At 70.4% G+C, this 19,823-nt stretch carries 15 protein-coding genes; 7 read left to right on the plus strand and 8 right to left on the minus strand.

What is annotated here, in order from left to right; all coding sequences use genetic code 11:
- Positions 1 to 196: 196 nt before the first annotated feature.
- A complete protein-coding gene (locus tag OG782_RS16450; protein WP_406451637.1) occupies positions 197 to 1,510 on the minus strand; it encodes a hypothetical protein in 1,314 nt (437 codons plus the stop codon).
- A 282-nt stretch (positions 1,511 to 1,792) separates the two neighbouring features.
- On the opposite strand from OG782_RS16450, the gene OG782_RS16455 reads away from it, so the two are divergent.
- The 6 genes from OG782_RS16455 (at position 1,793) to OG782_RS16480 (ending at position 10,661) form a co-directional block, all read left to right on the plus strand.
- A complete protein-coding gene (locus tag OG782_RS16455; RefSeq protein ID WP_406451639.1) occupies positions 1,793 to 4,834 on the plus strand; it encodes a SulP family inorganic anion transporter in 3,042 nt (1,013 codons plus the stop codon).
- Positions 4,835 to 5,049: 215 nt separating this feature from the next.
- A complete protein-coding gene (gene acs / locus OG782_RS16460; protein WP_406451641.1) occupies positions 5,050 to 7,047 on the plus strand; it encodes an acetate--CoA ligase in 1,998 nt (665 codons plus the stop codon).
- 270 nt (positions 7,048 to 7,317) lie between these two features.
- The gene (nhaA, locus tag OG782_RS16465) at positions 7,318 to 8,724 is read left to right on the plus strand and encodes a Na+/H+ antiporter NhaA (protein WP_406451643.1); all 1,407 of its coding nucleotides are present in this window, start codon (positions 7,318 to 7,320) and stop codon (positions 8,722 to 8,724) included.
- A gap of 39 nt (positions 8,725 to 8,763) precedes the next feature.
- Positions 8,764 to 9,294 (plus strand): phage holin family protein, encoded by a 531-nt coding sequence (locus OG782_RS16470; RefSeq protein ID WP_406451645.1) that lies wholly within the window; start codon positions 8,764 to 8,766, stop codon positions 9,292 to 9,294.
- A complete protein-coding gene (locus tag OG782_RS16475; protein WP_406451647.1) occupies positions 9,291 to 10,352 on the plus strand; it encodes an alpha/beta fold hydrolase in 1,062 nt (353 codons plus the stop codon). The genes OG782_RS16470 and OG782_RS16475 overlap by 4 nt, the downstream gene beginning before the upstream one ends.
- A gap of 105 nt (positions 10,353 to 10,457) precedes the next feature.
- A complete protein-coding gene (locus OG782_RS16480) occupies positions 10,458 to 10,661 on the plus strand; it encodes a hypothetical protein (RefSeq protein WP_406451649.1) in 204 nt (67 codons plus the stop codon).
- Between the two features lie 202 nt (positions 10,662 to 10,863).
- Here the strand turns inward: OG782_RS16480 and OG782_RS16485 are convergent, their stop codons facing one another.
- The 5 genes from OG782_RS16485 to OG782_RS16505 form a co-directional block, all read right to left on the minus strand.
- Positions 10,864 to 12,069, minus strand: coding sequence for a MarP family serine protease (locus OG782_RS16485; protein WP_406451650.1), 1,206 nt, complete (start codon positions 12,067 to 12,069; stop codon positions 10,864 to 10,866).
- An 88-nt stretch (positions 12,070 to 12,157) separates the two neighbouring features.
- Positions 12,158 to 13,003: an NUDIX hydrolase gene (locus tag OG782_RS16490; RefSeq protein WP_406451652.1), complete on the minus strand. Its 846-nt coding sequence runs from the start codon at positions 13,001 to 13,003 to the stop codon at positions 12,158 to 12,160.
- Positions 13,004 to 13,064: 61 nt separating this feature from the next.
- Positions 13,065 to 13,898: an endonuclease III gene (gene nth / locus OG782_RS16495; RefSeq protein WP_406451654.1), complete on the minus strand. Its 834-nt coding sequence runs from the start codon at positions 13,896 to 13,898 to the stop codon at positions 13,065 to 13,067.
- A 158-nt stretch (positions 13,899 to 14,056) separates the two neighbouring features.
- A complete protein-coding gene (locus OG782_RS16500) occupies positions 14,057 to 15,502 on the minus strand; it encodes an MFS transporter (RefSeq protein ID WP_406451656.1) in 1,446 nt (481 codons plus the stop codon).
- A 61-nt stretch (positions 15,503 to 15,563) separates the two neighbouring features.
- Entirely contained in the window at positions 15,564 to 16,739 is a 1,176-nt protein-coding gene (locus OG782_RS16505; RefSeq protein WP_406451658.1) for a hypothetical protein, read from the minus strand.
- Positions 16,740 to 17,327: 588 nt separating this feature from the next.
- Between OG782_RS16505 and OG782_RS16510 the strand changes: the two genes are divergently transcribed.
- Positions 17,328 to 18,002, plus strand: coding sequence for a Crp/Fnr family transcriptional regulator (locus OG782_RS16510; RefSeq protein ID WP_014046869.1), 675 nt, complete (start codon positions 17,328 to 17,330; stop codon positions 18,000 to 18,002).
- 79 nt (positions 18,003 to 18,081) lie between these two features.
- Here the strand turns inward: OG782_RS16510 and OG782_RS16515 are convergent, their stop codons facing one another.
- Together OG782_RS16515 and OG782_RS16520 are read right to left on the minus strand one after the other, a co-directional pair.
- Positions 18,082 to 18,912: an MBL fold metallo-hydrolase gene (locus OG782_RS16515; RefSeq protein WP_406451660.1), complete on the minus strand. Its 831-nt coding sequence runs from the start codon at positions 18,910 to 18,912 to the stop codon at positions 18,082 to 18,084.
- Positions 18,909 to 19,793, minus strand: a complete 885-nt coding sequence (locus OG782_RS16520) for an NUDIX hydrolase (RefSeq protein ID WP_406451662.1) — start codon at positions 19,791 to 19,793, stop codon at positions 18,909 to 18,911. The genes OG782_RS16515 and OG782_RS16520 overlap by 4 nt, the downstream gene beginning before the upstream one ends.
- Positions 19,794 to 19,823 lie beyond the last annotated feature (30 nt).

Genomic DNA, 19,823 nt, shown 5'->3' on the forward strand with positions numbered 1-19,823 from the left:
GCCCGAAGCCACGGCCGGATCCGGAACGGGCATTCCTTCGGCGGCCGGATGCGCCGGGCGGGCCAGACAGGTCCGCCCGGCGCCGGTCGCGCCGGTCCGCAGCAGCCGCACCCGGCGGGAAGGCGGCAGTCGGTGACGACATCGCCGGCGAAGGCCTCACCATGGGCATGCCCGGCCCGGATCCGTCGGACAGCCCTTAGCGGTCGGCGGGTTCCCCCGCGGATTCTGCGGGCGCCTTGGTCGCGGTCCCGTCCTTGCCGGGGCTCGCAGCCCCCTCGAGATACGCGGCCCAGCCGGCCTTCGGGGCCTTGCCGACCTTCAGCGTGCCGAGCTTCGCGAGCACCGCCGGATCCTGTGCGTCCAGCCAGTCCGCCAGCTGCTTGAAGGACACACAGCGCACGTCCTCCTTGGTGCAGACCGTCTCGATTGTCTCCTCGATGGCGCGCATGTACGTGCCGCCGTTCCAGGACTCGAAGTGGTTGCCGATGATCAGTGGTGCACGGTTTCCGTCATACGCGCGGCCGAAGGCCTGGACCAGGCCGTCGCGCATCTGATCGCCCCAGTACTCGTGCTCGTCGGGGTCGCCCTGCGTCGTACCGGACTGGTTGAACATGAAGTTGTAGTCCATCGACAGCGTCTCGAACTCGCGCCCCGGCACCGGGACAAGCTGCATGGACAGGTCCCAGATGCCGCCCTTCTTCTTCGGCCAGACCTGGTCGTTGACTCCACTGGAGTCGTAGCGGAAGCCCATGGATCGCGCCGCCGCCACCATGTTCTTCTGCCCCTCGAGGCAGGGGGTGCGGCCGCCGATGAGTTCCTTGTCGTAGTCGAAGGGCAGCGCCTTCTCTCCGCCGAGGGCCGGGTCGTTCGTCTTCCAGCCCTTCACAAAGGACTTGGCCTGGTTGATCTCGCTCTTCCACTCCTCGACCGACCAGGTGCCGACGCCACCGTCCTCGCCACAGAAGTGGCCGTTGAAGTGGGTGCCGATCTCGTTGCCGTCCTGCCAGGCACCGCGGATCTGGGTGAGGGTGTTCCGGATGCCCTCCGTGTCGTTGAAGCCGATGTCGGAGCTGCCGGCGTTGTGCTTGGGCGGGTCGTAGCGCATGCGCTTCGACTCGGGCAGCAGGTAAACGCCGCTGAGGAAGTACGTCATGTTCGCGTGGTACTTCTTGCCCACCTCGCGGAAGTGCGAGAAGAGTCGCTGGCTGTCCTCCCCCGCACCGTCCCACGAGAACACCACGAACTGCGGAGGTTTACGGCCCGGCGCCAGCCGTTGCACCGCCGGCTGCTTCGGCTGGGCGCCCGTGAACGCGGTGGAACCGTCACCGATGAGGCGGAGCGCGCTCTTGGGGGCCGCTTCGGGCGCCTTCTTCTTCGCTCCGGCGGCGCCGTTCGCGACACCGGGGCCGGACACGGGCGAACCGGAGCCCGACCCGGCGCATCCTGCCGCTCCCGCGAGCAGTACAAGGGCCATGACGCCCAAAGCGATCCTCTTCGTGGCGGCCATCATCCGCCCACCCTCTTCCTTGCAGGTAGCTTGCGCCGGGTGCCGACACGGCGCGGTCAAAGTCGCACGCACTGCACAAAGATCCGGACGACAGGCCGCACGAAAAGCTGCCTATTCACTGGAATGGGTGGTTGAATGGACCATTTGCCCGTAATCCTGGACACGCATCTTTACTCTCCATTACGATCTGTTTACTGAGAGTTGAGATATCCCGCCGCTGCACGCCGTGACCCACGGCCGCGTCCCACGTTCCGCGACCGCGCTGCCCCGGAGGAGACGGGAAACATGTCTGCCTGCGTCCCCACTCGTCATGACCACTCATCCCGAAGTTCGCGCCCTCCCCGGTCGTCGGGGATCAAGCGACCACACAGCCCGCCGCCGAAGCGCGGTGGACGATTCCGCATTGCGGGCGCCGATCTGTCCGCATCGATCACTGTCTTTCTTCTCGCCATCCCCATGTCGCTCGGCCTGGCCGTCGCCATGGACGCACCCCTGGAAGCCGGCCTCATCTCCGCGGCGGTCGGCGGCATCGTCGCCGGACTGCTGGGCGGGACACCGCTCCAGGTGTCCGGCCCGTCCGCCGGACTGACCGTGGTGACAGCCGAGTTGATCCAGATCTACGGCTGGCGCACCACCTGCGCGATCACCATCGGCGCGGGCCTGCTGCAGCTCCTGCTGGGTTCGCTGAGGACGGCGCGCAGCGCGCTCGCCGTCAGCCCCGCCATCGTGCACGGCACCCTTGCCGGCATCGGCGTGGCGATCGCACTCGCTCAGCTGCACATCGTGCTCGGCGGTTCACCGCAGAGCACCGCCGTATCCAACGTCCTTCACCTCCCTGCCCAGTTGGAGCGCGTCGGACCGGCCGCACCACTGATCGGTGCACTCACGATCGCGGTTCTGGTGCTGTGGCCACGGCTCCCGGGGCGGGCCGGGCGGCTCCTGCGCCGGGTCCCGGCAGCCCTGGCGTCCGTTGCCCTGGCAACGGCGGTGGCGGCGTTCGCGGCACCGTCGATCGCACGCGTCGATCTGCCGTCCTGGCGCTCGCACGCACTGCCCGAGATGCCACAGGGCCCGGTGCTCGGACTGGCCACAGCTGTATTCACGATGATGCTGGTGGCCAGTTTGGAATCCCTGCTCGCCGCCGTCGCCGTGGACAAGCTCGCCGCCGACCGGAACCGCGAGCGCTCGGCCGGAGCGACCGGCCCGCCCGGCGGCACCCGGCCGGGCGACGGAACCGCCGGTTCCGACGAGACCACCCTCACCGCGGCACCCCTGCCGGTCAAACGCTCCGACCTCGACCGGGAGCTGCGCGCGCAAGGCATCGCCAACGCGGTATCGGGCCTGCTGGGTGGTCTGGCGGTCTCCGGCGGCGCCGTGCGCAGCTCGGCGAATGTACGGGCCGGGGCGACCGGCCGTGCCTCCACCGTGCTGCACGGCGTCTGGGTTCTGCTCGCCACCGGTCTGCTCGTCACCGCGCTGGAGTGGATCCCGCTGGCCGCGCTCGGTGCGCTCGTGATGATGGTCGGCGTCCAGATGGTGAGCTTCGCGCACATCCGCAACGTCCACAGGCACCGGGAATTCCTGGTGTACGGCGCGACGATCACCGGTGTACTGCTCTTCGGCGTCCTCAAGGGCGTCGTCATCGGCATCGCCGTGGCTGTGGCCGTCGCCCTGCACCGACTGGCCCGGACAAGGATCTCCGTCTCCGAACAGAACGGGCAGCACCTCGTTGTCGTACGAGGCCAGTTGACGTTCCTGGCGGTGCCACGGCTCAGCCGGGCACTGGGCCGGCTGCCCCAGGACGCGGACGTGGTCGTCGAACTGGACGGCTTCTTCATGGACCATGCCGCGTACGAGGCGATCCAGGACTGGAGCACCGCCCATGGCGCCCACGGCGGCCGGGTCGTCTTCACCGGCAGGTCCGGCGGCCGGATCGCCGAGCCCGCCTCCGCAGCGCACTCCTGCTGCCGCCCATGGACGCCCTGGCGCAACCACCACTGCCATGACCGCCCCGAACACGTGCCCCTCGCAGGGGTCCTCGCCGGGGTCCTCGCAGGCCGGTCCGACAGAGACTCCACCGGCCTCGCCACGGTCCTCAACGCAGGCAGCACACGCCATGAAGACAGTGCAGGCAGCCCGGACCGTGGCATTGCCGGGGGCGACGCAGCCGCGGTCATCCCGACGGGCGTCGCCACTGGTCCGGATACGCCCCCCGCCCTGCGCGCTCACAGCAGCGGCAGTGATCCCGTTGCCGCGCCCGATGCGGCACCCGACCCCGCTCGGGACGCCGCGACGGTTCCGGCCACCGCCCATGGCCCGGCCCCACAGCCGGACACGACCACAGCCAAGCCCCAAACCAAGTCCCCAGCCAAGCCCCAAACCAGGTCCCAGACATCGCCCCCGGCTCCGGCCCCGTCCTTGCCCCTGCCGATCGTCGGCGGCGCCGACCTCCGCCGGGCCCCCGGCCGTGCACCGGACTACACACCCGATCACCCCCCTGCTCCCCCGCGCCTGAGCGGTGGGCACCGTCTGGTCAGCGGTCTCAGCTCGTTCCAGCGCAATACGGCTCCGCTGGTACGTGAGGAGCTGGCGCGACTGGCTGAGGAGGGCCAGCGCCCGTCCCAGCTGTTCATCACCTGCGCGGATTCCCGCCTGGTGACGAGCATGATCACGGCAAGTGGACCCGGCGACCTGTTCACCGTGCGGAACATCGGCAATCTCGTACCGCCACCGGAAGCCGAGGCCGGTGACCACTCGGTCGGTGCGGCGATCGAGTACGCGGTGGATGTGCTGGGCGTCGAGTCCATCACTGTCTGCGGCCACTCCGGCTGCGGAGCGATGAACGCGCTGCTCGGCTCCCGACCGGAGACTCCGGAGACCTCTCTGTGGCGCTGGCTTCGGCACGGGCTCCCCAGCCTGGAGCGGATGGCCTCACGACAGCATGTATGGGCCCGGATCTCCGGCCGGCTGCCTGCCGATGCGGTGGAGCAGCTCTGTCTCACCAATGTGGTCCAGCAACTCGACCATCTGCGGGCCCACGATTCGGTGGCGCGACGCCTCGCCGAAGGCACGCTGCAACTGCACGGCATGTATTTCCACGTGGCCGAGGCCCAGTCGTATCTCCTGGCCGAGGGCGCGAGTGCCGGCAGCGGCCTCGACGAGGTGTTCAGCCGGATCGGCCCGGCCGATCCCTACGCCCCGTACACGCTGCACGACCCCCACGACCCGCACACCAGATCCGGGCAGTGCGGTCCCGCCAATCCCGCCGATCCCGCCGATCCCGCCGATCCCGCCGATCCCGCCGAGTTGGCTCGTACCGGCGCCTGAACCGCAGGCACTCCGGGTCCGTGAGACCTTGTGGTCCCGCTTCCGCGTCGCCGCGCACCGTGCACCGTGCTCACCCCTGCACACCGCACTCCGCACGGCACCCCGATGCACCGTTCCACCCGCCGCGGAAGCGGGATCGTGGCCCCATACACGAAACACAGGTCTAAACCAATTCCTGGCAGACACTTGTCACCCGGCCCCTGGCCTGATGAGCTATGCCCCGGGACACAACGGACACCCTGGGAATGGGAGATGTCGTGAGCAACGAAAGTCTGGCCAATCTGCTCAAAGAGGAGCGGCGGTTCGCACCGCCTGCCGATCTGGCCGCGAACGCCAACGTCACAGCGGAGGCGTACGAGCAGGCCGAGGCGGACCGGCTGGGCTTCTGGGCCGAGCAGGCCCGCCGCCTGACCTGGGCCACCGAGCCGACGGAGACGCTCGACTGGAGCAACCCGCCCTTCGCGAAGTGGTTCGCGGACGGGAAGCTCAATGTCGCGTACAACTGCGTGGACCGTCACGTCGAGGCGGGCAACGGCGACCGGGTCGCCATCCACTTCGAGGGCGAGCCCGGCGACAGCCGGGCCATCACCTACGCAGAGCTGAAGGACGAGGTCTCGCGGGCCGCCAACGCCCTCACCGAGCTCGGTGTCGGCAAGGGCGACCGCGTCGCCGTCTACCTGCCGATGATCCCCGAGGCCGCCGTCGCGATGCTGGCGTGCGCCCGCATCGGTGCCGCGCACTCGGTCGTCTTCGGCGGCTTCTCCGCCGATGCCATCGCCACCCGCATCCAGGACGCGGACGCGAAGGTCGTCATCACCTCCGACGGCGGTTACCGGCGCGGCAAGCCCTCAGCGCTCAAGCCCGCTGTCGACGACGCCGTCTCCCGTATCGACAGCGTCGAGCACGTCCTCGTCGTCCGCCGGACGGGCCAGGACACGGCCTGGACCGAGGGACGCGACGTCTGGTGGCACGAGATCACCGCCCGTCAGTCCACCGAGCACACCCCCGAGGCGTTCGAGGCGGAGCAGCCGCTCTTCATCCTCTACACGTCGGGCACGACCGGGAAGCCCAAGGGCATCCTGCACACCTCCGGCGGTTACCTCACGCAGGCGGCGTACACGCACCACGCGGTCTTCGACCTCAAGCCGGAGACCGACGTCTACTGGTGCACCGCCGACATCGGCTGGGTGACCGGACACTCCTACATCGTCTACGGCCCGCTGGCCAACGGTGCGACGCAGGTCATGTACGAGGGCACGCCCGACACCCCGCACCAGGGGCGCTTCTGGGAGATCGTCCAGAAGTACGGCGTCACGATCCTCTACACCGCGCCGACCGCGATCCGCACGTTCATGAAGTGGGGTGACGACATCCCCGCCAAGTTCGACCTGTCGTCGCTGCGCGTCCTCGGTTCGGTCGGTGAGCCGATCAACCCCGAGGCCTGGATGTGGTACCGCAAGCACATCGGCGCCGACAAGTGCCCGATCGTGGACACCTGGTGGCAGACCGAGACGGGCGCGATGATGATCTCGCCGCTGCCCGGCGTCACGGAGACCAAGCCGGGAAGTGCCCAGCGCGCACTGCCGGGTATCAGTGCCACCGTCGTCGACGACGAGGCGCGTGAGGTCCCGGACGGCGGAGGCGGCTACCTGGTCCTCACCGAGCCGTGGCCGTCGATGCTGCGCACCATCTGGCGCGACGACCAGCGGTTCCTCGACACCTACTGGTCGCGCTTCGAGGGCAAGTACTTCGCGGGCGACGGTGCCAAGAAGGACGACGACGGCGACATCTGGCTGCTCGGCCGCGTCGACGACGTGATGCTGGTGTCCGGGCACAACATCTCGACCACCGAGGTCGAGTCGGCGCTCGTGTCGCACCCGGCGGTCGCCGAGGCCGCCGTGGTCGGCGCCGCGGACGAGACGACCGGCCAGGCCATCGTCGCGTTCGTGATCCTGCGAGGTACGGCGACGGCTTCCGACGACCTGGTCGCGGAGCTGCGCAACCACGTCGGCACGACGCTCGGCCCGATCGCCAAGCCGAAGCGGATCATGCCGGTGGCCGAGCTGCCCAAGACCCGCTCGGGCAAGATCATGCGGCGCCTGCTGCGTGACGTCGCGGAGAACAGGGCCCTGGGGGACGTCACGACGCTGACCGACTCCTCGGTCATGGACCTCATCCAGACCCAGCTGCCGTCCTCCTCGTCCGAGGACTGAGAGTCCATGGGCCGAGAGTCCGAGGACTGGGAAAGTCCGAGGACTGTGAACCGGCGAGCAGCACACATCCCCGAAGGGCATTCGGCAGCGCGCCGAATGCCCTTCGGGCATCTAGGGTGAAGATCACCGCATACGGCCCCGCACACCCCAGGTACAGTGGCAGCTGGTTAATAAAACGATAAGAAATCTCCACAGGGTGTGCCGGGAAGTCTGGTCGGCAAGTGCATCAGCCATGCCATCGCTGCCGTACCGACCCGGAGGTCTCCACCCGTGGCCGCGCCCACCCCCGCACCCCCTTCCTCCCGCCGCACCTTCCTGGGGCGCCTGTCGCTCCCCGAGCGGAACTACCTCGCCGACGCCCTGCGTACGGAGACCGTCGGCGGAATCATCCTGCTGGTCGCCGCCGTGACGGCGCTCGTCTGGGCGAACACCTTCGGATCGAGCTACTCGGCCGTCAGCCAGTTCCACTTCGGGCCCGGAGCACTGGGTCTCCATCTCTCCGTGGCGCACTGGGCGGCCGACGGACTGCTCGCGGTCTTCTTCTTCGTCGCGGGCGTCGAACTCAAGCGCGAACTCGTCGCGGGTGAGCTGCGCGATCCCAAGGCTGCCGTCCTCCCGGTCGTCGCCGCGCTCTGCGGCATGGCCGTACCGGCCGTGGTCTACGCCCTGGCGAACACGGTCGGCGACGGATCCATGGACGGCTGGGCCGTCCCCACGGCCACCGACATCGCCTTCGCGCTCGCCGTCCTCGCGGTCATCGGCACCTCGCTGCCGTCCGCGCTCCGCGCGTTCCTGCTGACCCTCGCCGTCGTCGACGACCTCTTCGCCATCCTGATCATCGCGGTCTTCTTCACCGAGAACATCGACTTCCTCGCGCTCATCGGCGCCTTCGCCGGCCTGGCCGTCTTCTATGTGCTGCTGCGCCTGAATGTGCGCGGCTGGTACATCTACGTACCGCTCGCCCTGGTCATCTGGGGGCTGATGTACAACAGCGGCATCCACGCCACCATCGCCGGTGTCGCCATGGGGCTCATGCTGCGCTGCACCCGGCGCGACGGCGAGGACCACTCGCCCGGCGAACGCATCGAGCACCTGGTCCGCCCGCTGTCGGCCGGCGTCGCCGTTCCCCTGTTCGCGCTCTTCGCCGCCGGGGTATCGCTCTCCGGCGACGCGCTGGCCGGCGTGTTCACCCGGCCCGAAACGCTCGGTGTCGTTCTGGGACTCGTCGTCGGCAAGACCATAGGGATCTTCGGCGGAACATGGCTGGCCGCCCGGTTCACCAAGGCGGAGCTGAACAAGGACCTGGCCTGGGCCGATGTCTTCGCGGTCGCCTCGCTCGCCGGTATCGGCTTCACCGTCTCCCTGCTGATCGGCGAACTCGCCTTCGCCGGTAATGACGAAATGATCAACGAGATCAAGGCGTCGGTACTGCTCGGCTCCCTGATTGCCGCCGTAATCTCCGGTGTACTGCTCAAACTCCGGGTACGCAGATACCGGGCGATGTCCGATGCCGAGGAACTCGACGAGGACGGTTCCGGGGTGCCGGACATCTACGAACAGGACGACCCGCAGTACCACCTGCGGATGGCCGCGATCTACGAGAAGAAGGCGGCCGAGCACCGCCGCCTTGCCCAACTGGCGGGGGCAGCGAGCAGTGAGCCGGACAGTCCGGCATGATCTGACATCGGATGTGTTGAACAGGAGAGGGAGTCAGGGATGAGCGACCCCGGCAATTACGCGGGCAGCGCCGACCGCAGTCTCGGCCAGCTGGTCGCCTCGGCGACGGCCGAACTGTCGGCACTGGTGCACGACGAGATTGCCCTGGCCAAGGCCGAGGTGCGGCAGGACGTCAAGCGCGGCGTCATCGGCAGCGTGGCGTTCATCGTCACCGGTGTGCTGATCCTGTTCGCGATCCCGGTGCTGAGCTTCGCGGCCGCGTACGGAATCCACAACCTGGGGCTGGGCCTCGCCTGGTCGTTCCTGATCGTGGGCGGCGCGTTCATTCTGCTCGGGATCCTGCTCGCGCTCTTCGGTTACGCCAAGTTCAAGAAGGTCAAGCCGCCGGAGAAGTCCATCGCGTCGGCCAGGCAGACCGCCGCCGTGCTGCAGGGCGTCAAGCCGCACCCGCGTGCGAGCATCGGCGCGGACGCGATCCTGCCGCTGGGTGGCAGCACGCTTGCGGACAAGGCCATCGAGAACCGTCCGGTTCAGGACAAGTCGTCGGCTGTGGCACGCTCGTCCACATGACGGTCCCCGATTCCAGCGCGTTCGGCCCAGTGGGCGGCCCGGAAGACCGGGCGGGCCACGAAGAGCCGGCCGGCCCGGCAGACCCTGCCTCCGCCCCGGCCGCACCGGCTCCTCCCGGCCGGCTGAGCCCCACGGCCTCGTCCGGCGGGCCCGTGCGCCTCGACGGCCCCTGGACCCACCGTGATGTCGCGGCCAACGGTGCCCGCTTCCACATCGCCGAAATGGGTGAAGGGCCGCTGGTCCTCCTGCTGCACGGTTTCCCGCAGTTCTGGTGGACCTGGCGCCATCAGCTTCCCGCGCTCGCCGACGCCGGCTTCCGGGCCGTCGCGATGGACCTGCGCGGGGTGGGCGGCAGCGACCGTACGCCGCGGGGTTACGACCCCGCCAACCTGGCGCTCGACATCACCGGCGTGATCAGGTCGCTCGGCGAGCCGGACGCCGCCCTGGTCGGCCATGACATGGGCGGTTACCTGGCCTGGACGGCCGCGGTGATGCGCCCGAAGCTGGTGCGCCGGCTGGTGGTCTCCTCGATGCCCCATCCGCGGCGGTGGCGCTCCTCGATGCTCTCCGACTTCGCTCAGTCCCGGGCCGGTTCGTACATCTGGGGTTTCCAGCGGCCATGGGTGCCGGAGCGTCAGCTCGTGGCGGACGACGCGGCGTTGGTCGGCCGGCTGATCCGCGAATGGGCGGGGCCGGGGACGGCCGACTTCCCCGACGAGGCGGCGGTGGACGTCTACCGGCGCGCCATGTCCATTCCGTCGACGGCACACTGCTCGATCGAGCCGTACCGCTGGATGGTGCGCTCGCTGGCGCGCCCGGACGGCATCCAGTTCAACCGGCGCATGAAGCGGCCGGTGCGGGTGCCGACGCTGCATCTGCACGGTTCACTCGATCCGGCGGTCCGCACCCGGAGTTCGGCGGGGTCCGGCGAGTATGTCGAGGCACCGTACCGGTGGCGACTTTTCGATGGTCTCGGGCACTTCCCCCACGAGGAGGATCCGGCCGGATTCTCGGCCGAACTCATCAGCTGGCTCAAGGATTCCGAGCCCGACCGCTAACCGAAAGGCACGCGTGTCCTACGAACAGCCACTTGCCTGACGCATAGGCCAATTGGCTGACGGATGGGCGGTTACCGACCATGCGTCACGGGCAGACGTCCGGGTATGGGCTGGACGCACGACTTCGGTGACACAGCACGCAATCGTCGCTCGACCGCCACGGCGGTTCCGGGCACTCACGAGGGGGGCGGCCCCCCGGGCCGGGTGCACGCTATGCATGTCCTGCATGATCCCCGGCTCGGCATTCCGCGCATTCTCCGCCGCCGGGCCCGCTGGGTCTCGGCGCGGCTGCGTCATCCGCGCGGATGACCCACGGATCCGCACGGGGCCGACGCGACCCCCGAGGCCCGTAGGGTCCCGGGGGACCTGACGGTTTCCAGAGGGGCCTGACGGTTTCCAGGAGGGCGCGATCTCGGCGAGCACATTCCGGCTTCACGCCCTCCGGCTTCACGCCCTCCGGCTCACGTCTTCCGGCTGCCGGCTCCCGGCGGCTCTGTCCGGGTCGGCGTACCTAGAGCGCACAGGCCTGGCTGTCGACCTGCTGGTTGGCGGTGCGGCCCTGTGCGATGTCCTGGCGGATCTCGTCGGCCGTCAGGGCGTACCCCGTGTCGGGGTCGTCGAGCGACTTGGCGAACACGACTCCGTACACCTTGCCTTCGGGAGTCAGCAGCGGACCGCCCGAGTTCCCCTGCCGGACCGTCGCGTAGAGCGAGTACACATCGCGGCGGACGGTGCCCCGGTGGTAGATGTCGGGGCCGCTGGCGTCGATACGGGCGCGGACCCGCGCGGAGCGTACGTCGTACGAGCCGTTCTCCGGGAAGCCCGCGACGATGGCGCTGTTGCCCGTCTCGGCGTCATGGTCGGTGTCGGTGAACCGCAGCGGCTTCGCGTCGAGGTCCGGTACGTCGAGTACGGCGATGTCGCGCCGCCAGTCGTAGAGGACGACCTTCGCGTCGTACAGCCGTCCCTGGCCGCCGATCTGGACAGTCGGCTCGTCGACGCCGCCGACGACGTGGGCGTTGGTCATGACCCGGCGGTCGGAGAAGACGAATCCGGTGCCTTCGAGGACCTTGCCGCAGCTCGGGGCCGTACCGACGACCTTGACGATGGACTGTTTGGCGCGGGCGGCGACGGCGCTGCCGGCCAGAGCCGGGTCGGGGGCGCTGACTTCGGTGATCGGCTCGTTGGCGAACGGGCTGAAGACCTGCGGGAAGCCGTTCTGCGCCAGGACCGAGGAGAAGTCCGTGAACCAGGTGGAGGCCTGGGGCGGCATCACCCGGGAAATGCCGAGCAGGACGGAGGAGTTACGGACCTCCTTGCCCAGCGTCGGCAGAGAGGTGCCGGCCAGCGCGGAACCGATCAGCCAGGCCACCAGCAGCATCGCGACGACATTGACCAGGGCACCGCCGGTCGCGTCGAGGGCGCGCGCGGGCGACCACGTGATGTACCGGCGGAGCTTGTTGCCCAGATGGGTGGTGAAGGCCTGGCCCACCGAGGCGCACACGATCACGATGACGACCGCGACGATGGCGGCGGTCGAGGAGACCTCGGAGCCGTCCGTCATCTGGTCCCACAGGATGGGCAGCAGGTAGACGGCGACGAGACCGCCGCCCAGGAACCCGATCACCGACAGAATGCCGACGACGAAACCCTGGCGGTAGCCGATCACCGCGAACCACACGGCGCCGGCCAGCAGCAGGATGTCCAGCACGTTCACCGTCTATAGCCTCGCAGATTCGTCACCGGGCCCGTACGGCTCCGAGGTCCGGGCGGACCCGGAGCCGTGGAGCACGAGTGTCAGCCTGTCATGCGCGCCAGTCGAGCGGCACCTGCTTGGCCCTGTCCCAGGGGCGCTCCCAGCCCGCGAAGTGCAGAATCCGGTCGATCACCCCTGCGGTGAACCCCCATACGAGTGCGGATTCGACCAGAAATGCCGGGCCTCGGTGGCCGCTGGGATGGATGGCCGTCACCCGGTTGGCCGGGTCCGTGAGATCCGCCACGGGCACCGTGAAGACACGGGCCGTTTCGCCCGGGTCGACGACGCCGACCGGGCTGGGCGAGCGCCACCAGCCGAGTACGGGCGTCACCACGAAGCTGCTCACGGGGATGTAGAGCCGGGGCAGCACGCCGAAGATCTGCACCCCGTGCGGATCGAGGCCCGTCTCCTCCTCCGCCTCGCGCAGTGCGGCCCTCAGCGGCCCCGTCGTCGCCTGGTCGCCGTCCTCGGGGTCCAGCGAGCCGCCGGGGAACGACGGCTGGCCGGGATGGGAGCGCAGGCTTCCGGCGCGCTCCATGAGGAGCAGCTCCGGACCGCGCGCGCCCTCGCCGAACAGGACGAGCACGGCGGACTGGCGTCCCGCACCGCTCTCGGGCGGCAGGAAGCGGCTGAGCTGTTGTGGTTCGACGATCCGCGCGGCGTGGGCCACGGGGTCCAGCCAGCCGGGCAGGCCCTCGGTCGTGACGTCGATGGCCGCCTCGCGTCCGGCCGCCGCGTCCCTGCCGTGCTGTTCCGCCCGACGCTGCTGCTCCGCACCGTGCTGTTCCGCGCGACGCTGCTGCTCGGGACTGTGCTTTTCCGCGCCGTGCTGTCGTTCCTCGCCGTGCTGTCGTTCCCCGCCGTGCTGCTCCGTGCTGTGTTCATGCGTCTTCATAGGCACCCCTCGTCTCACAACGCCTGTCCCCGCGCATTTCGTTCCGGAGCGCCTGGCCGTGTCAGCCGGCGCCCAGTGCGGGAGCGGGTATGCCGGGGTAGTCCGGCGGCGGGTTCAGCCGCTGGCCCGGCCGGCCCCCCATCTCGTACTTCAGAAGTTTCCGGGCCTTCTCGGGGTCGGTCTCGCCCTCGCCGTACGAAGGACAGAGCGGGGCGACCGGGCAGGCGCCGCAGGCGGGCTTGCGGGCGTGGCAGATACGGCGGCCGTGGAAGACGACGCGGTGCGAGAGCATCGTCCACTCGCTCTTGGGGAAGATCTCCGCGATCTCCGCCTCGACCTTCTCGGGGTCCTCCTGCTCGGTCCACTTCCAGCGGCGGACCAGCCGGCCGAAGTGGGTGTCGACCGTGATGCCCGGTACGCCGTAGGCGTTGCCGAGGACGACGTTGGCGGTCTTGCGGCCGACCCCCGGCAGCGTCACGAGATCCTCGAGGCGTCCAGGCACCTCGCCGCCGAAGTTGTCCCGGAGAGCCGCGGAGAGGCCCAGCAGCGACCTGGTCTTGGCCCGGAAGAAGCCGGTCGGCCGAATGATCTCTTCCATCTCCTCCGGGACGGCGGCGGCCATGTCCTCGAGGGTGGGGTAGGCGGCGAAGAGGGCGGGCGTGGTCTGGTTCACCCGGAGGTCCGTCGTCTGCGCCGACAGCACGGTGGCCACCAGCAGCTGGAACGGATTCTCGAAGTCCAGTTCCGGATGTGCGTACGGGTACGTCTCCGCCAGGATGCGGTTGATCTTCCGCGCCCGCCGCACCATCGCCAGGCGCGACTCCGGCTTCGCCGGCTTCACAGCCGCCTTCACCGCCGGTTTGACCGCAGCCTTGCGGACCTTGCTCTCTGCCATGTCCGAAGGCTACGCCGCAGGGGCGTGCCCACGTGGCCCGTTCATGATCCCGTCGGGAGCGCCGCGCTTCCGCTTGCGCGATTTCCCGTCGCCCCGGTGACGCAAGCGGCAGGACGCCGGCCCGTGGTTCCGGTCCGGCGTCCCGCGCATTGCCCGGGTCAGCCGGCGGCGGAGGCCTTCTCCCCGGCGGCCTGGGCGTCACCGGCGGGGGCGGTGGTGCGGATGGTGAAGGCGGAGGCGAGCGCCCCGGCCAGGGCGAGGGCGGCCGCGCCGAGGAAGGCGGCGGAGAAGCCGTCGGTGAGGGCCTGCGGGTTGCCGGGTTCACCGGCACCGTTGGCGGCGGCGACCGCGGTCATCGCGGCCAGGCCGAGGGCCGAACCGACCTGGTAGCTGGTGTTGACGATGCCGGAGGCGAGGCCGCCCTCCGCCGGGTCGGGGATGGCGAGCGCGGTGCCCAGCGACGGTATGAAGGCGAGCGACATACCCGCCGCGGCGAGCAGCGAGGCGGGCAGGACGTCCACGACGAAACTGCCGTCGGGCCGGACGAAGGAGAGCCAGACCATGCCGGCCGCCAGGGCCAGCAGCCCGGTGACGATCAGCGGCTTCGGGCCGAAGCGGGCGATCAGCGGGGGTGCCAGCACGACCATCATCAGCATGGTGGCGGCGGTCATCGGCAGCAGGGCGGCACCCGAGGCGAACGCTTCGAGCCCCAGCACCTGCTGTAGGTAGAGGTTGAGGAAGAACCACATCGGGATCCACGCGGCCGCCATCAGCAACTGGGCGAGGTTGGCGCCGGCCAGGTTGGGGCTGCGCCAGATGCCGATCCGCATCAGCGGTGCGCGGCGCCTGGCCTGGATCGCGACGAACGCGCCTATGAGCAGCAGGCCGGCGGCCAGTACGAGCCAGGTGGCCGGCGAGCCCCATCCGGTCTCCGGGGCGCGGACCACGGCGTAGACGGAGACGGCCAGACCGAGGGTGACGGTCACCGCGCCGAGCCAGTCGACCGAACCGCGGCGGGCGGCGCCGGCCGGCATCACGCCGGGAACGGCGAGCAGGACGCCGAGCGCGACCGGGATGTTGATCCAGAAGACCCACTGCCAGCTGGCGTACTGGGTGATCAGGCCGCCGAGGAATACGCCCGCGGTGCCACCGGCCGGGGCTGCCGCCCCGTACAGGGCGAACGCCTTGGTGAGCTCCTTGGGCCGCCCGCCGAACAGGGTCATCAGCAGGGTCAGTGCGGCGGGTGCGATCAGGGCGGAGCCTGCGCCCTGGACGGCCCGGCCGACCAGTTCGACCCAGGCCTCGCCGGCCAGCCCGGCGATCGCCGACCCGATGGCCAGGACCACCCAGCCGGCAGCGAACAGACGCTTGGCGCCGAGCAGATCGGAGAGCCGGCCACCGAGCAGCAGCAGTCCACCGAAGGCGACGACATAGGCGTTGAAGACCCAGGACAGGTTCTCCTGCGAGAAGCCCAGCTCCGTCTGCATCTCGGGCAGGGCCACGCCGATGATCGAGGTGTCCATGATCACCATGAACTGGGCGAGGGCGATCAGGACCAGAGCCGTCCAGCGGCGTGGTGAGGGAGGTGCGTTGAGATCGGACATGACCGTGTGCTCCTGTGGCGGGAGGAAGTGGAAGGGGAAGGCGTGCCGGGCTGCGTGCGCGTCAGTGCTGGTGATCGCCGTCGTGTTCCGCGGGCGCCGATGCGGTCGGGGTGGCCGTGGGTTGCGGGACCGGCTTGTCACCGGCGGCGACCGTGAAGGCGGCGGTGCGGACCGTGCCCCCGTGCCGGAAGTCCAGGAAGAGGCGGTAGCTGCCCCGGCTCGGCGCAGTGGTCGTGAAGGTGATGTCCGGGCCCGGCGCGGTGCCGGCTTCGCCCGGCTCACCGTCCGGGTGGACATGCAGGTAGGCGAGGTCGCCGGCCCGCAGGGCCACCAGATGGCCGTACGCGCCGAGGTAGGGCTGGAGGTCCGTCACGGGCTTGCCGTCCTTGGCGACGGTGAGCGTGAGCCGGGTCGAGCGGCCGGGGGTGAGCTCGCCGGTCAGGGTGACGCGGTAGCCGTCGACGGTGACGGTGCGTCCCGTCCTGGCAGGGGGTACGGGGCGCAGCTCGCCGGCGGCATGCAGATCGGCGCCGAGGGCGAGGCCCTGCGAGGCGCCCGCCGGGGTGAAGTCCGCGAGGACGCGGTACTCGCCCGCCGCGGGCAGCGCGACGGAGGTGCGCCAGGTGCCGTCGGCGGCACGGGTGGGATGCAGGTGCTGGAAGGTGGAGAGGTCGCGCGGGACGACGATGAGGTGCAGCTCCTTCCCGTGCGCGGGCCGGTAGGCGGTGACGGGCTTGCCGTCCGCTCCGAGGATCCGGAAGCGCAGGTCGGTGGGGCCGCCGGCGGTGACGTAGGCGTCATTGAGGCTGAGCGTGTAGCCGCGATCGGAGATCTGCAGGCCACCGGGTAGGTGGCCGGCGCCGCTCGATGGACCGCCTGTGTCCGGGGCCGCGGGGCCCGAAGGTGCGGCGGGCGACTCCGCGTGTCCGGTGTGCGCGGCGGTGGACGGCTTCGAGGACACGCCTCCGGCGGCGTGGCCGATGCCGTACGCGGTACCGAAGACGGTGGCGAGGCCGGCGGTGAAAGCGGTGATCTTCAGGGCGGTGTTCATGGCGTGCTCCTCAGCGATTTCGGGGTGGAGGGGAAAGGCCGGGCGCGGATCGGGCGGACAACGGCCCGGGATTCCCCAGCGACCTTGAGCCGGCGCCTTCGCGGTCGCCTTCGCCGTCGCCTTCGCCGTCGCCTTCGCGGTCGGCTGCGCGGGGGACGGCCCCTTGCCGTCTCGGTATTCGGACATGCGGGGCCTCCTCAACCTCCGGCGACGGCGTGCCAACACACGCATTACATACCCCTAGGGGGTATGTGGTCAACCCGAATCCACATACCAGGTAGGGGTATGCAATCGACCACCCCGAGTGCCGGATCGAACCGGAGACAGCGGATCAGCGGCCAGAGGGCGTCAGCCGGGGGTCGGGAGCCGGGGGGCGGGGGTCAGCAGCCGGCGGTACGGAGTCCGAAGCGCGGGGCCCGAAGGTTGAAGCCCGAAGCCCGAAGCCCGAAACCCGAAGTGCAGGAAACCCCCACTCCCCCGGCGCACCGCCCACACCCGCCCCGTTCACCCTGTTCGCCCACAGCGGAATCACGGCCTGCCGACACCCCGTCAGCCCCCTTGGCCTGCACGCTCACCGGCGTTCCCGTCACCCGTCCGGCCCAGTGCCCGCCCCGCGCATTCGCCCCGGCCATCGGGGATCCACCCCCAATCGGCCCCCTGCCGTACGCCCCGGGACGCACGTGCGTCAAACTGGTTTGTGATTGATCGCACTGTTTTACCGTCCGGCATGATGGGGACCACGGTTCCCTGAACAGGCCGACAAGGAGAGAACTCGTGGACGACGTTCTGCGGCGCGCCCCGCTTTTCGCGGCGCTCGATGACGAGCAGGCCGCGGAGCTCCGCGCCTCGATGAGTGAGGTGACCCTCGCGCGCGGCGACGCGCTGTTCCACGAGGGGGACCCGGGCGACCGCCTCTACGTGGTCACCGAGGGCAAGGTGAAGCTCCACCGCACCTCCCCCGACGGGCGCGAGAACATGCTGGCGGTCCTCGGCCCCGGTGAACTGATCGGTGAGCTGTCGCTCTTCGACCCGGGCCCGCGTACCGCCACCGCCACCGCGCTGACCGAGGTCAAGCTCCTCGGCCTCGGCCACGGCGACCTCCAGCCCTGGCTGAACGCCCGCCCCGAGGTGGCCACGGCCCTGCTGCGCGCCGTCGCCCGGCGCCTGCGCAAGACCAACGACCAGATGTCCGACCTGGTCTTCTCCGATGTGCCGGGCCGTGTCGCCCGGGCCCTCCTCGACCTGTCGCGCCGTTTCGGCGTCCAGTCGGAGGAAGGCATTCACGTCGTGCACGACCTGACCCAGGAGGAGCTGGCCCAGCTGGTCGGCGCCTCCCGCGAGACGGTCAACAAGGCCCTCGCCGACTTCGCCGGCCGCGGCTGGCTGCGGCTGGAGGCCCGTGCGGTGATCCTGCTGGACGTGGAGCGGCTGGCCAAGCGGTCCCGCTGACACACCGTCGTACGCAACGCCCGAGGGGCCCCGCCGACACCGGCGGGGCCCCTCGCGTACGTATCCGGGACGGGTCCCGTCAGATCAGCCCGTGCTCGCTCAGGTACTCCATCTGCGCCCGCACCGAGAGCTCCGCCGCAGGCCACAGGGACCGGTCCACATCCGCGTACACATGCGCCACGACCTCCGACGACGTCAGGTGGCCGGACTCCACGGCCGTCTCCACCTGGGCCAGCCGGTGCGCGCGGTGGGCCAGGTAGAACTCGACCGCGCCCTGCGCGTCGTCCAGCACCGGGCCGTGCCCGGGCAGCACCGTGTGCACCCCGTCGTCGACCGTCAGCGAGCGCAGCCGCCGCAGCGAGTCGAGGTAGTCCCCCAGCCGGCCGTCCGGATGCGCCACCAGAGTCGTGCCGCGCCCGAGGACCGTGTCCCCCGTCAGCACCGCGCGGTCGGCGGGCAGATGGAACGAGAGCGAGTCCGCGGTGTGGCCCGGGGTCGGCACCACGTACATCTCCAGCCCCCCGGTCGTGATCACGTCACCCGTACCCAGGCCCTCGTCGCCGAGCCGCAGCTGCGGGTCCAGGGCGCGCACCTTCGTACGGGTCAGCTCGGCGAAGCGTGCCGCCCCTTCCGCGTGGTCGGGGTGGCCGTGGGTGAGGAGCGTGAGCGCGATCCGGCGGCCCGCCCGCTCGGCCGTGCCGATGACGGCCCGCAGATGCGCTTCGTCCAGCGGGCCCGGGTCGATGACCACCGCGAGGTCCGAGTCCGGCTCGGCCACGATCCAGGTGTTGGTGCCGTCCAGGGTCATCGCCGACGCGTTGGGCGCGAGGACGTTGACCGTACGGGTCGTGGCCGGACCGGACAGCACCCCGCCGCGCGGCTGCCCCGGCAGTGCCGCCGCCTCGCTCATACGGAACCACCGGCCGTGGGGATGCGCTTGGTGAACTCCTCGTGCCCCGGCCAGCTCAGCACCAGCTCGTCACCCTCCAGACGGGCCTGTGCGAGTACGGGGGTGAGGTCCTGGTCCGATGCCGCCCCGAGCGCCTGTGCGGCGGTGGCGTACGGCCTGAGCGCACGCAGCGTGGAGACCGTCGGCGGCATCATCAGCAGCTCACCGCGGTCATATCCGTCGGCCCCCTCGCCCGGGCCGATCCACACCGTGCGGTCGGCCTCCGTCGAGGCGTTGCGGGTGCGCTGGCCGGGCGGCAGCGCGGCCACGAAGAACCAGGTGTCGTAGCGGCGCGGTTCGAACTCCGGCGTGATCCAGCGCGCCCACGCGCCGAGCAGGTCCGAGCGCAGCACCAGCCCGCGCCGGTCCAGGAACTCGGCGAACGACAGCTCCCGCGCGACCAGCGCCTCGCGGTCGGCCTCCCAGTCGTCGCCTGTGGTGTCCGTGACGACCGTGCCGGCCGTCGGGCCGGCGAGCAGGACACCCGCCTCCTCGTACGTCTCGCGGACCGCCGCGCAGACGATCGCCTGCGCCTCGGCGGGCGTGGCCACACCGAGCCGCCCGGCCCAGCTCTCCAGCGTGGGCCCGGCCCAGCCGACGAGCCGGTCGTCGTCGCGCGGGTCGACCCCGCCACCCGGATAGGCGTACGCGCCTCCGGCAAAAGCCATCGAGGCGCGCCGGCGCAGCATGTGGACAGTGGGGCCGCCCCCGGTACCGGCGGCGGCGTCCCGGAGCAGCATCACGGTGGCGGCCCTCCTCGGGACCGCGGCCGTCAGCTCGCCGGTGGCGAGGGCCCGGATCCGGTCGGGCCATTCCGGTGGGTACCACTGACCATTGGACATGGCCGGAGGCTATCCGGAACAGCGACGATG

This window comes from Streptomyces sp. NBC_00876, assembly GCF_045207435.1.
Lineage (GTDB): Bacteria > Actinomycetota > Actinomycetes > Streptomycetales > Streptomycetaceae > Streptomyces.